Annotated in this window: 9 protein-coding genes; 5 read left to right on the top strand and 4 right to left on the bottom strand. The window is 66.9% G+C overall.

Annotation, left to right across the window (positions count from 1 at the left end; genetic code table 11):
* Positions 1-38: 38 nt before the first annotated feature.
* Entirely contained in the window at positions 39-881 is an 843-nt protein-coding gene (locus tag QRT08_RS17330; protein WP_286047237.1) for an alpha/beta fold hydrolase, read from the bottom strand.
* A 68-nt stretch (positions 882-949) separates the two neighbouring features.
* Positions 950-2,014 (bottom strand): polyprenyl synthetase family protein, encoded by a 1,065-nt coding sequence (locus tag QRT08_RS17325; RefSeq protein ID WP_286047236.1) that lies wholly within the window; start codon positions 2,012-2,014, stop codon positions 950-952.
* A gap of 113 nt (positions 2,015-2,127) precedes the next feature.
* Between QRT08_RS17325 and QRT08_RS17320 the strand changes: the two genes are divergently transcribed.
* Positions 2,128-2,382 (top strand): MTH865 family protein, encoded by a 255-nt coding sequence (locus QRT08_RS17320; protein WP_286047235.1) that lies wholly within the window; start codon positions 2,128-2,130, stop codon positions 2,380-2,382.
* Between the two features lie 79 nt (positions 2,383-2,461).
* On the opposite strand, the gene gyrA is transcribed toward QRT08_RS17320, so the two are convergent.
* Together gyrA and gyrB are read right to left on the bottom strand one after the other, a co-directional pair.
* Entirely contained in the window at positions 2,462-4,903 is a 2,442-nt protein-coding gene (gene gyrA / locus QRT08_RS17315; protein WP_286047234.1) for a DNA gyrase subunit A, read from the bottom strand.
* A gap of 232 nt (positions 4,904-5,135) precedes the next feature.
* Positions 5,136-7,043 (bottom strand): DNA topoisomerase (ATP-hydrolyzing) subunit B, encoded by a 1,908-nt coding sequence (gyrB, locus tag QRT08_RS17310; protein ID WP_286047233.1) that lies wholly within the window; start codon positions 7,041-7,043, stop codon positions 5,136-5,138.
* Between the two features lie 194 nt (positions 7,044-7,237).
* On the opposite strand from gyrB, the gene QRT08_RS17305 reads away from it, so the two are divergent.
* From QRT08_RS17305 to QRT08_RS17290, 4 genes are all read left to right on the top strand, one after another.
* Positions 7,238-8,017, top strand: coding sequence for a ZIP family metal transporter (locus tag QRT08_RS17305; RefSeq protein WP_286047232.1), 780 nt, complete (start codon positions 7,238-7,240; stop codon positions 8,015-8,017).
* Between the two features lie 70 nt (positions 8,018-8,087).
* On the top strand, positions 8,088-10,460 hold the full coding sequence (locus QRT08_RS17300) for a DNA topoisomerase VI subunit B (RefSeq protein WP_286047231.1): 2,373 nt from the start codon (positions 8,088-8,090) through the stop codon (positions 10,458-10,460).
* A complete protein-coding gene (locus QRT08_RS17295; RefSeq protein ID WP_286047230.1) occupies positions 10,457-11,548 on the top strand; it encodes a DNA topoisomerase IV subunit A in 1,092 nt (363 codons plus the stop codon). Before QRT08_RS17300 ends, QRT08_RS17295 begins: the two co-directional genes overlap by 4 nt.
* A gap of 37 nt (positions 11,549-11,585) precedes the next feature.
* Entirely contained in the window at positions 11,586-12,770 is a 1,185-nt protein-coding gene (locus tag QRT08_RS17290; RefSeq protein WP_286047229.1) for an alpha/beta hydrolase family protein, read from the top strand.
* The last annotated feature ends 4 nt before the right edge of the window (positions 12,771-12,774 follow it).

Genomic DNA, 12,774 nt, shown 5'->3' with positions numbered 1-12,774 from the left:
CGGTTCCACGGCGCGGCGCGTATAAATCACGGCGGGACTCACTCGGTCCCGTGTGCGGGATCGGCGAACCCGATTCGCGCGAGGAACTCCCGGATCGACCGGGTGAAGGAGTCTGGGTCGTCGAGGTTCGAGGCGTGGCCCGCGCCGGGGACCTCCCGAACGGTGGCGTCCGGGAGCGTCGTTTCCAGGGTCGGGACGTGCCGGCGAACGAACGCCGGTTCGTTCTCGCCGTAGATAACCAGGGTCGGCGTCGTGATCGCAGCGAGGTCGAGGTCCGTCTCGTGGAACCGCGCGACCGCCCGGATCACCTTCGCGAACTCGTCGGTCGCCATCCGCGGCCCCCCCGACCGGAGCCGTTCGATCTCGCCGTAATCGCCGCTCGCGCCCCTCGAAAGCCGTTCGTGGAGCCACACCAGCGCCCGCTCGACGCGTTCGTACCCGAGGAGTCGCACCGGCGGAACGGTCGCGCGCAACAGGAGCGACCGCTGTACCCACTCGCCACGGGTGAGGGGTTCCGGCGCGAACGTATCGGCGAGCACGAGGCCGGCCAGCCTATCGGGATACCTGGCCGCGTAGGCCTGTGCGATACACCCGCCCATCGAGTGCCCACAGAGCACGGGCCGGTCGAGGTCGAGCGCGGTGACGAGCGCGGCGAGGTCCTCGGCGAACAGTTCGATCGAGTAGCGTTCCCTGGCCGACCCGCCGGTCCGTCCGTGGCCCCGCACGTCGTAGGCGATCGTGGTGTAGTCGTCGCTCAGTGGCTCCATCTGTGGGGTCCACTGGCCGTGATCGAGGATCGCGCCGTGGACGAAGACAATCGCCGGGCCGGAGCCTCGCTGTTCGTAGTACGTTTCGATGTCGCCGGTCCGCACCGTCGCCATTCGACCGTCTAGGCCAGCCTCGGGGATAACCCTCGCTACGGAGGTAGGCGATCCGGCGGGGCCGAGGGCTAGACGTCCCGGTCGATGACGAACTCGGTGAAGGAGGCGAGTTGCTCGGCGCGCACCTCGTCGAGGGGGACCTCCCGGAGGTGCTCGCGGGCGCTCTCGGCGAACTCCAACGCCCGCTCGCGGGCGTACTCGACGCTCCCGGTCGACTGGAGGACCTCGATGGCCTCGAGGATCTCCTCGCGCGTGTTCTCCGGCTCGTGGAGGATCGTCGACAGCCGGTCTGCGTCCTCGGCGTCGGCCTCCGAGAGGGCGTGAATCGCCATCAGGGTGCGTTTGCCCTCGCGGATGTCGTTGCCGAAGGCCTTGCCGAACTCGGCGTTACCCTCGACCGTGCTCTCGACGTCGAGGATGTCGTCGCCGATCTGGAACGCGATGGACATGTCCTCGGCGTACTTGGCGATCTCGCGTTCGACCGCCGAGGACTGGTCGGTGATGAGGGCGGCGAGGCGGGCGACGATCCGCCCCAGACAGCCCGTCTTGCACGCACACATCTCGAGGTACTCCGCCTCGGCGACCGTCGCCTCGCGGTTCCGGTGCCAGTAGATGTCCATCCCCTGGCCCAGATGCGTGCGGTTGAGTTCGTCCATGAGCATGTCGTAGATCGCGAGTTGGGTCCCCGGATCGAGGTCCGCGGGGTTCTTGCCGACCACCTTCAGGGGGAGGAAGTACATCGCGTTGCCGGCGTTGAGCGCGATGTCCTGTCCGAACTCGTGGTGCAGAGCGGGCTTCCCCCGGCGGATCCGGGCTTCGTCCTCCACGTCGTCGACGATGATCGTCCCGTTGTGCAGGATCTCGGGGATACAGGCGTAGGGGAGGTACTCGTGGGGGTCGGCCCCGAACCCATCGAGCAGCAGCAGACAGACGACCGCCCGCCAGCGCTTCCCGCCCCGGTCGAGGAGGTCCCAGATCGGATCCGACAGCGCGCGCTGGATCGCCCCCGAATCGTACCGGTGGCTCGCCGGTCCGAACCACTCCTCCAGATAGGCCTCGTCGATGTCGCGGGGGAGGAGTTCCTCGATCGCGTCGTCGACGACCGGCCGCCACTCGGTTAGGACGTCCCGCATACCGCGCAGGTGGCCCGGCGCGGTCAAAAAGGTTCAGTTTGCCGGACGAAATTCCCAATGCAGTTATAGTTGTTTCAGAACGTTTTTACCGTCTGGGCGAGCAGGTACCCGCTATGGCAGACAAAGACGACCTCCGGTCGCAGCTCCGTGACGCCTTCGCCGACGCGGACTACCCCGTCAAGAACCAGATGGACCTCGTCCCCGCGCTCCCGAACGGGCCCGCGACGAAGTTCGAGTCCGACGGCACGAGTTTCACCGCCATGGAGATGGCCACCCGCCTGTCGGGCCACCAGGAGTTCCCCTACGAGGACGTCGATTCGCTCGTCAACGACGTCATGGTCGGCCTCGAAAAAGAGGACATGATCTGACGATCCGTTCGTCGCGCCCGCCGGGCGGGTCTCGATCCGGGCGTACCTCTCGATGTTCCTCGCTAAGTTCCGTCCGGTTCTACGCGGCGTCGCGGATCACGTCGACGCTGGCGACGCGGTCGTCCCCGGCGAGTCGCATTACGATCACGCCCATGGTGTTTCGTCCCACCGTCGAGACGTCGGCGGCGTGGATCCGCATGATCTGGGCGTCGTCGCTCATCACCACGAGGTCGTCGGCCTCGCTCACGGACTCGACGGCGGCGACCGGCCCGTTTCGCTCGCCCGTCTTGATGTCGATCAGCCCCTTTCCGTAGCGCGACTGGGTGCGGTACTCGGAAAAGGGGGTGCGCTTGCCGTAGCCGTTCTCGGTGATCGTCAGCAGGTCACGGCCCTCCTCCGCCGTGACGAGACCGACGACCGAATCACCCTCCTGTAGCTTGATCCCGTTCACTCCTCTGGCGGTGCGTCCCATCGCGCGGGCCTCGCTCTCGGGAAAGCGGATTGCCATCCCCTCGCGCGTGGCGATCACGAGGTCGGTCGAGCCGTCGGTGACGGTGACGTCGACCAGCCGATCGCCCTCTTCGAGCGAGGCGGCGATCAGGCCCGTCGACCGGACCCGCTCGAATGCGCCGGCCTCGGTCCGCTTGACGTAGCCGCGTTCGGTGACCATCGTCAGGAACTCCTCGTCGTCGAAGTCGTCGGTGTTCACGACCGCCGTCAACTCCTCGTCGGCCTCGAGGTCGAGGATGTTCACCGCCGACTTCCCGCGGGCCGTGCGGCTCATCTCGGGGATGTCGAAGCCGCGAAGCTGGTAGGCCTTGCCGTGGTTCGTAAAGCAAAGCAGGTAGTCGTGGGTGTTCGCGCGGAACACCTTCGAGACGCGGTCGCCCTCCTTGAGGTTCGCGCCGATGATCCCCTTGCCGCCCCGGCCCTGCGGGTCGAACGCCGCGACGGGCATCCGCTTGACGTAGTCGTCCTCGGTGACGAGGATCAGGGAGTCCTCCTCGGGGATGAGGTCCTCGTGGAGCACCGTGTCGCCGCCCTCGACGATGCTGGTTCGCCGATCGTCGCCGTACTCCTCGCGGATCTCCCGGAGTTCCGCCTTGATGACGCCCAGGAGCTCCGATTCGTTCGCGAGGATGGTTTCGAGGCGCTCGATCTCCTCGACCAGCGCGTCGTACTCCTCGGCGATCTCATCGCGTTCGAGCGAGGTCAGGCTGCCCAGTTGCATCCGGACGATGTGTTCGGCCTGGGCCTCCGAGAAGTCGAACTCCTCTCTCAGGTCGGCCTTCGCGCTCTCGCGGTCCTCCGCATCGCGGATCAACTCGACCACGTTGTCGACGTCGTCGAGCGCCCTCAGCCGTCCCTCGAGGATGTGCGCGCGCTCTTCGGCCTCGCCCAGATCGTACTCGCTGCGCCGACGGACGACCTCCTTTCTGTGTGCGACGTAGTGCTCGAGGGTCTCCTTCAGGTCGAGCACCCGGGGCTGGCCGTCGACCAGCGCGAGGTTGATGACGCCGAAGGTCCGTTCGAGGTGGTGCTCTAAGAGCTGGTTCTCGACGACGTCGGCGTTCGCGCCGCGCTTGAGGTCGATCGCGATTCGAATCCCATCTCTGTCGGACTCGTCGCGCAGGTCCGAGATACCCTCGATCTTTCCCTCGTTGACGTTCTCGGCGATGCGTTCGACCAGCCGCGACTTGTTCTGCTGGAAGGGTAGCTCCGTGATGACGATCCGCTCTCGCTTGCCCGCCTGCTCGCGCTCGAACTCCGCGCGCACGCGGATCCGCCCGCGGCCCGTTGTATAGGCGGAATGGATCGGCTCCCGACCCACGATGTTCGCACCCGTCGGGAAGTCCGGCCCCTTGACGTGTTCCATCAGGTCCGGGATCGAACACTCCGGGTTCTCGATCAGGTGGATCGTCGCGTCGATCACCTCTCTCAGATTGTGCGGCGGGACGTTGGTGCTCATCCCGACGGCGATGCCCGACGAGCCGTTGACCAGTAGGTTGGGGATCGCCGAGGGCAGGACCTCCGGTTCCTCGAGGCGGTCGTCGTAGTTCGACTGGAACTCGACGGTGTCCTTCCCGATGTCCGCGAGCAGTTCCTCTGCGATCGGGCTCATCCGGGCCTCGGTGTAGCGCATGGCCGCCGCGGGGTCGCCGTCGACGGAGCCGAAGTTGCCCTGACCGTCGACCAGTGGATAGCGCATCGAGAAGCCCTGGGCCATCCGGACGAGCGTGTCGTAGATCGCGCTGTCGCCGTGGGGGTGGTAGTCCCCCATCGTCTCGCCGACGACCGAGGAGGACTTGCGGTGGCTGGAGCGACTCGTCACGCCCATTTCGTGCATCGCATACAGGATGCGCCGGTGGACGGGTTTGAGGCCGTCGCGGACGTCGGGCAGCGCCCGGCCTGCGATGACGCTCATCGCGTAGTCGATGTACGACTGCTCCATCTCGTCCTCGATTCGGACGGTGTCGATGCGTGCGGCGTCGATGTTCGGGTTGGGTACGTCGGAACTCATGGTGTGGGGATCTCAGGGTGTGGTGGTCGCGGTGGGTGTCGTTCGTGGTGCGGCTGCGGTGGCTGTTCGCGGTGCGGTGGCCTCGATTTGCGGCCACGGGCCGCAAATCGAACGGGGAGGTGCGTGGCTGGGCCTCCGGCGAGCGATTCCGATCGGAATCGCTCGCCATGCGGCCTGGCGGACATGCAAAGGGCGAGGAACGGACGCCAGTCCGTTTCGAGGGCTTTCGTTTTCAGATGTCGACCCATTCGGCCTCCTTCGCGTGCTCCTGGATGAACCGCTTTCGCGGCTCGACGGCGTCGCCCATCAGCACCGAGAACATTCTGTCCGCTGCGGCGGCGTCCTCGATGGTGACGCGTTTGAGCACCCGGTTCTCGGGGTTCATCGTCGTCTCCCAGAGCTGGTCGGGGTTCATCTCGCCCAGTCCCTTGAAGCGCTGGACTCGGTCGGGCGAGCCGTGCTCGGCGATGATCTCCTCGCGTTCGGCCTCGGTCATCGCCTCGCGGGTCTCCCCGCCGTAGCGCAGCCGATACAGCGGCGGCTGGGCGGCGTAGACGTAGCCGGCCTCGATCAGCGGGCGCATGTGTCGGTAGAACAGCGTCAACAGCAGCGTGCGGATGTGCGCCCCGTCGACGTCGGCGTCGGTCATGATGACGACCTTCTGGTAGCGCGCCTCGCCGATGTCGAACTCCTCGCCGACGCCCGCGCCGACCGCGGTGATGAGGTCGCGGATCTCGTCGTTCTCGAGCACCCGATCGAGGCGGTGTTTCTCGACGTTGAGGATCTTTCCGGAGAGGGGAAGTATCGCCTGGAACTCGCGGGCGCGGCCCTGTTTTGCGCTCCCGCCCGCCGAGTCGCCCTCGACGACGAACAGTTCGGCCTCGGTCGGATCGCGGGTCTGACAGTCCGCGAGCTTTCCCGGGAGCGCCGTCGATTCGAGCGCGCTCTTCCTGCGCGTCAGCTCCTCGGCCTGCTTCGCGGCCTTGCGGGCCTTGGCGGCCTCGACGGCCTTGCGAATGAGCGCCCGCGCGGTGTCGGGGTGTTCCTCGAAGTACGTCGAGAGCCCCTCGTGCATCGCGCTCTCGACGATTCCTCTGACTTCGCTGTTGCCGAGTTTGGTCTTCGTCTGGCCCTCGAACTGCGGGTCGGGGTGTTTGATCGAGATAACGGCAGTAAGGCCCTCGCGGACGTCCTCGCCGCGGAGGTTCCCGTCGATGTCGTCGAGCAGTCCCTGCCCGTTCGCGTAGTCGTTGACCACGCGTGTCAGCGCGGTCTTGAACCCCGTCAGGTGCGATCCTCCCTCGCGCGTGTTGATGTTGTTCGCGAAGGCGTGGATCGACCCCTGGAGTTCGTCGGTGGCCTGCATCGCCACCTCGACCTGGATGTCCCGTTCCTCGTCGGCGAGATAGAGCACGTCGTCGTGGAGCGGGGTACGCGTCTCGTTGAGGTACTCGACGAACTCGCGGATCCCGCCGTCGTACTGGAAGGTCGACTCGCCCCCGTCGCGCTCGTCCGTCAGCGTGATGGCGACGCCGGGGTTGAGGAAGGCCAGTTCCCGGATGCGGGTCTCGAGCGTCGAGGCGTCGAACTCGCAGTCCTCGAAGACCGCGTCGTCGGGCCAGAACCTGACCATAGTACCCGTCTCTTCACCCTCTTCGAGGTCGCGGACCCGCTCGATGTCGCCCTCCGGGGCGCCGTGGTCGAAGCGGTGGTGCCAGACCGCGCCGTCCCGTCGGACCTCGACCTCGAGGCGCTTCGAGAGGGCGTTGACGACAGAGACGCCGACGCCGTGGAGCCCCCCGGAGACCTGATACGACTTCGAGTCGAACTTCCCGCCGGCGTGAAGCACGGTCATGATCACCTCGAGGGCGGGCCGGTCGTACTCGGCGTGGGTGTCGACGGGGATGCCTCGGCCGTCGTCGCTGACGCTCACCGAGTCGTCCTCGTGGATCGTCACCCCGATGGTGTCACAGTACCCCGCGAGCGCCTCGTCGATCGCGTTGTCGACGACCTCGTAGACGAGGTGGTGCAGCCCTCTAGAGTCGGTAGACCCGATGTACATCGCCGGTCGGGTGCGAACGGCTTCGAGCCCCTCTAACACCTGGATTTGGCCGGCTCCGTACTCACTCTGCTCGGACATAAAATCTGAGTAGGGCTTGGCCCTCCGGGGTGATTAAACTTCCCGTACGCGCGCCCGCGCGTGAGGCGGTGACACTGGCTCGCCCTCGGTTCGACTGTCGGCGCATCGAGTTCATACGGCGCCTCCCCAGTCGGATCACATATGTTTTGTGCCCGACCACGGGGCTTTTACCCGCCCCGCGTCCTCGGTGGGGTATGGAAGCGGTATCGATGGTTCTTCTCGTCTCGCTTCTCGCCGGCTGTGCGACCGGTCTGGGGGCGTTGCCGATCCTCGTCGCGATGAGCATCTCCCACCGCGTCTACGACGCCGCGCTCGGACTGGCCGCGGGGATCATGTTCGGTGCGGCGGTCTTCGCGCTGATCGTCCCCGGCATGGAGATCGGCTCGCTCGCCGAGGTGCTCGTCGGCATCCTGCTGGGCGGGCTGTTCCTGCTCGTCGCCAACCGGGCGATCCCGCACTTCCACCTCCTGATCAACGGTCGGAAAACCGGCGCAGACGCCGAGATCGCACCGGAGGACGCCAACACGGCCCGCAGGGCCCTGCTGATCGGTGGCTCGATCACCCTCCACAACGTCCCCGAGGGGCTGGCGATCGGCATCGCCTTCGGCAGCGGCCTCGACGGCGTCGGGCTCACGCTCGCGCTCGCGATCGCCATCCAGAACGTCCCCGACGGGTTCGCGATGGCCGTCCCCGCCAGCCGGACGCGGCTCTCGGACGCGAAGACGGTCCTCTACACGACGCTCTCGGGGGGCGTTCCCGAACCGATCGCCGCCGTCGCGGGCTTCGCGCTCGTCGCGGTGTTCACCCAGCTGTTCCCCGTCGCGGCGGGATTCGCCGCGGGGACGATGATGGCCGTGATCTTCCGAGAGATGATCCCCCAGAGCCACGGTCACGGCTACGCCGACGAGGCGACCCTGCTGTTCATCCTGGGGTTTGCGATCATGCTGTTCGTCGACACGGTGCTGGCGGTCTGAGCCGCTCACTTCCACTTTCACCAAGCTACCACACGGGTTTTACGTACGCCGCCGATAGAGACGGGTACGAATGACGTCGCTTCAGTCGACGCTCGGCGACGAGCCGGGGATCGCCGACGAGCTGGCCAAAAACCAGCGGGAGATCTCCATCGCCGAGTTCTTCGAGAAGAACAAGCACATGCTCGGGTTCGACAGCGGGGCCCGGGGGTTGGTCACCGCTGTCAAGGAGGCCGTCGACAACGCGCTGGACGCCACCGAGGAGGCGGGCATCCTCCCCGACATCTACGTCGAGATCGAGGAGGTCGGTAACTACTATCGCCTCGTCGTCGAGGACAACGGCCCCGGGATCACCAAGGAGCAGATCCCCAAAGTGTTCGGAAAACTCCTGTATGGCTCTCGCTTTCACGCCCGCGAACAGTCCCGCGGTCAGCAGGGGATCGGCATCTCTGCGGCGGTGCTCTACAGCCAGCTCACCTCCGGCAAACCCGCGAAGATTACCTCCCGGACGCAGGGCTCGGCGGAGGCCCAGTACTTCGAGCTGATCATCGACACCGACACCAACGAACCGGAGATCGGCGTCGAGGAGACCACGTCGTGGGATCGGCCCCACGGGACGCGCATCGAACTCGAGATGGAGGCGAACATGCGCGCGCGCGCCCAGCTCCACGACTACATCAAACACACCGCCGTCGTCAACCCCCACGCCCGGATCGAACTCCACGAGCCGACGGACTCGTTCAAGGCCGAGCGCGCGACCGATCAACTGCCCGCGGAAACCGAGGAGATCCGCCCCCATCCACACGGGGTAGAGCTGGGGACGGTCATCAAGATGCTCGGCGCGACCGATTCACACTCGCTTTCGGGCTTCCTCCAGGAGGAGTTCACCCGCGTCGGCAAGAAGACCGCCCAGAAGGTACTCGATAACTTCCGGGATCAACACTTCGGTCGTGAGATGGCGTGGCAGCCACCCGCGGGGGACGCGATAGAAAGCGCCGTCAGCGAGGTGACCGCGAACAAATCACCGGAGGCGACCGCGGCGTTCACGAGCGGTATCGCAGAGCGCGTGACCGAGTGCGACCGCCTCGCCCACCACGAACTCGAGGGGATCGTCGCCGCGGTCGCCGAGGAGATCGGCGTCGACCACGGCACGTTCGGCGAGACCGCCCGGCAAAAAGCCGTCGAGGCGGGGTGGGGCGCGATCACCGAGAGTCGGGACGGGGAGTGCTATCGCTTGGTCGATAGCGCGACGAGCACCCGCAAGGACGAGGCGACGATCGAGGCCCTCTCCCGACGGATCGCCGCGAAGTTCGACGACGGCCGACACCGGCTGACCCGCTCGGCTCTCGAGGGCTACGTCGACCGCGCGGCGGACATGACCCAGGAGCGCGACGAGGTCGCGGTCGGCGCGACCGCCCGCGAGAACATCGTCTCGGAGTTCTGGTCGGCCATGCGGACGGTTCCGGACGACGTTCCGCTCGCGAGGGAGGTCGCGAGCGACCGGAACGCCGCCCGCGACCTCGTCGCGGCGATGCGCGAGACGGACATCATCGCCCCACCGACGGACTGTCTCGCGCCGATCACCGCCGAACTGGTCGAGGCAGGGTTGAGAAAGGAGTTCGACGCCGATTTTTACGCGGCTGCAACGCGCGACGCCGAGGTCCACGGCGGCGATCCGTTCATCGTCGAGGCGGGCATCGCCTACGGCGGCGAGATCCCCGCCGAGGGAAGCATCGACGTGATGCGATTCGCGAACCGCGTTCCCCTCGTCTACCAGCGCGGGGCGTGTGCGACGACCGACGTGGTCAAACGGATCGGGTGGCGAAATTATGGATTAGATCAGCCCGGCGACAGCGGCCTGCCCAACGGCCCCGCCGTCGTGATGGTCCACGTCGCCTCGACGAACGTCCCCTTCACCAGCGAGTCGAAGGACGCCATCGCGAACGTCCCCGCCATCGAGGACGAGATCGAACTCGCGATTCGGGAGGCGGCCCGCGACCTCAAGTCCTACCTCTCGAAACAGCGCTCGATCGCCAAGCGCCGGAAGAAACAGGACGTCCTGGCGACGATCCTGCCGGAGATGGCGACGAAGGTCGCCGAGGTAACGGGGAGAGAACCGCCGAACATCGACGCGGCGCTCGCGCGCATCATGAACAACGTGCAGGTCTCGCGCGTCGCAGAGAACGGCTCGGTGAAGCTGGTCGTCGAGAACCACTCGGGGGCCTCGGAGGACCTCGACGTCACCGACATCGTCTCCGCGGAGCCGAGCGACCTCTCCGAGGGAACGGTGATAGAGATGGACGGCGAGTGGTTCGTCAAGTGGTCGCCGACGATATCGGCGGGCGAGACGGCAACACTGGAGTACAGCGTGGACGGTGAGGCGACGTTCGACCTCGACGTGAGCGGGGTCGAGACGGCGAAGCTCACGGTCGAGGAGGAAGGATGAGCACGGACACACCACACGACGCACGCGAACAGCTGATCGAACTCGCCGCCGAGTTCTACGACCAGTTCGCCGAGGGCGACATCCCCGAGATGACGCTCCCGACGCGAACGAAGAGCAACATCGAGTACGACGAGGACTCGCGGGTGTGGGTCTACGGCGACCGGACGAGCACCCGTTCGGCGAACTCCGTCCGGGGGGCGCGCAAGCTGCTGAAGGCGATCTACACGATCGACTTCCTCGCAGAGCAGTTGGGAGAGGACCGCTCCTCGACGCTGCGTGAACTCTACTACCTCTCCGAAAGCTGGGACAACGAGGAGGCACAGTTCAACGACCAGGACGAGTCCAACCAGCTGATCGAGGACCTCGAGATCGTCTCCTCGGTGACCCGCGAGGACTTCCACATGCGCCCCGAGGAGTCGGGAGCGACCCTTATGGGCCCGCTCGAACTCCGCGAGCAGACCCGACGGGGAGAGCGGGTGATCCACTGCCAGGAGGACGTCGGCGAGGGGGGCTACCAGATCCCGAACAACCCCGACACGATCGAGTTCCTCGACAACGACGCCGACTTCGTCCTCTGTGTCGAGACCGGTGGGATGCGAGACCGGCTCGTCGAGAACGGCTTCGACGAGGACTACAACGTGATCGTCGTTCACCTCAAGGGTCAGCCCGCGCGCGCGACCCGCCGGATCACGAAGCGCCTGCACGACGAACTTGACCTCCCCGTGACCGTTTTCACCGACGGCGACCCGTGGTCCTACCGGATCTACGGCTCCGTGGCGTACGGCTCGATCAAATCGGCCCACCTCTCGGAGTACCTCGCGACCCCCGAGGCGCAGTTCGTCGGCATCCAGCCCGAGGACATCGTCGAGTACGACCTCCCGACCGACCCACTGAGCGACTCGGACGTCAACGCCCTCGAGAACGAACTCGAGGATCCCCGGTTCCAGACGGACTACTGGCGCGAGCAGATCGAACTGCAGTTGGAGATCGGAGAGAAGGCCGAACAGCAGGCGCTCGCCTCGCGCGGACTCGATTTCGTCACCGACACCTACCTCCCCGAACGGCTCGGCGAGATGGGCGTCCTGTAGCCACAGGCTATTTCCCGACGCGGCGTAGTGGAGATGGATGAACGTTCACTTCTCCGAGCCGACCCTCGACTACCAGACGCTTCGTGCACTGGCGTACACCACCTACGGCGGTGCGGAGCCCGGCGAGGTGCTGTCTACGGCCGAGCGGATCCCCGAGGGTGACCTCGAGGCGTGGCACGCCGAGTGGCGGTACGCCGGCGAGCGCTGTGCGCGACGGGCCGACGCCGCGCTCGCCGACGGCCACCCGATCAGCGCACGCGGCGCGTTCCTCCGGGCGCACACCTACTACCGGACCGCCGAGTTCTTCCTCGCGGCCGACGACCCGCGCCGACGGCCGACCTACGAACGCAGCCGCGAGGCCTTCCGGGCCGGGATCGACCTGCTCGATACGCCGGTCGAGCGCGTCGAGATCCCCTACGAGGGGACGACCCTGCCGGGCTATCTCTACCTCCCCGGCGAGGAGGACGGGCCGCTCGCGACGGTCGTCTGTCTCGGCGGGTTCGACTCGCTCGCCGAGGAACTGTACTTCCTCTGTGGGATCCCCGCCGCCCTCGAACGGGGTTACGCCTGTCTCGCGTTCGACGGCCCCGGACAGGGCGCGCCGCTCCGACTAGAGGGGATGACCGCCCGGCCCGACTGGGAGGCGGTCGTCGGGCCAGTCCTCGATTTCCTCGAGGGACGGTCCGAAATCGACGACGAGCGGATCGCGCTGCTGGGCGCGAGCCTCGGGGGGTACTACGCGCCGCGGGCGGCGGCGTTCGACGAGCGGGTGAGCGCCTGCGTCGCGTTCGACCACTGTTACGACCTCCGGGCGGCCTCCGCGTACGGCCAGGAGCGCATCGCCGGGCTCATCGAGCGCGTCCCCGCGTCTGCCGTGAACGCGCTGGCCGCGCTCGGCGCGCGCTTCGACGTCACCGCACGCTGGCAGTTGAACAACTCGTTGTGGACCTTCGGCGCCCCCTCGGCCGCGGCGCTCTCGGCGACGATCGAGGAGTACTCGCTGCGGGGCGTCGCGGGGCGGATCGACTGTCCGACGCTCGTGCTGGCCGGCGAGGACGACCACCTCGTGGCGCTCCCGCTGGCCTACGAGTTCGTCGACGCGCTCCCGGACCCGACGCTGCGGGTGTTCGGCCCCGAGGAGGGTGCGGCCGAACACTGCCAACTCGGCAACCTGAGCCTCGCGGCGGCGACCATCTACGACTGGCTCGACGAGACGCTCTGACGCG

The sequence above is a fragment of the Halalkalicoccus sp. NIPERK01 genome, assembly GCF_030287405.1.
In the GTDB taxonomy this organism is placed as follows: domain Archaea; phylum Halobacteriota; class Halobacteria; order Halobacteriales; family Halalkalicoccaceae; genus Halalkalicoccus.
The sequence above is the reverse complement of the archived record's forward strand: the minus strand, read 5'-3'. Positions and strand labels throughout refer to the sequence as shown.

What these genes read in the sequence shown, in the direction of transcription:
- gyrB (WP_286047233.1), bottom strand. Translation starts at nt 7,043, where the DNA reads ATGTCCGAGCAGAGTGAGTACGGAGCCGGCCAAATCCAGGTGTTAGAG.
- QRT08_RS17290 (WP_286047229.1), top strand. Translation starts at nt 11,586, where the DNA reads ATGAACGTTCACTTCTCCGAGCCGACCCTCGACTACCAGACGCTTCGT.
- QRT08_RS17325 (WP_286047236.1), bottom strand. Translation starts at nt 2,014, where the DNA reads ATGCGGGACGTCCTAACCGAGTGGCGGCCGGTCGTCGACGACGCGATC.
- QRT08_RS17305 (WP_286047232.1), top strand. Translation starts at nt 7,238, where the DNA reads ATGGAAGCGGTATCGATGGTTCTTCTCGTCTCGCTTCTCGCCGGCTGT.
- QRT08_RS17320 (WP_286047235.1), top strand. Translation starts at nt 2,128, where the DNA reads ATGGCAGACAAAGACGACCTCCGGTCGCAGCTCCGTGACGCCTTCGCC.
- QRT08_RS17330 (WP_286047237.1), bottom strand. Translation starts at nt 881, where the DNA reads ATGGCGACGGTGCGGACCGGCGACATCGAAACGTACTACGAACAGCGA.
- gyrA (WP_286047234.1), bottom strand. Translation starts at nt 4,903, where the DNA reads ATGAGTTCCGACGTACCCAACCCGAACATCGACGCCGCACGCATCGAC.
- QRT08_RS17300 (WP_286047231.1), top strand. Translation starts at nt 8,088, where the DNA reads ATGACGTCGCTTCAGTCGACGCTCGGCGACGAGCCGGGGATCGCCGAC.
- QRT08_RS17295 (WP_286047230.1), top strand. Translation starts at nt 10,457, where the DNA reads ATGAGCACGGACACACCACACGACGCACGCGAACAGCTGATCGAACTC.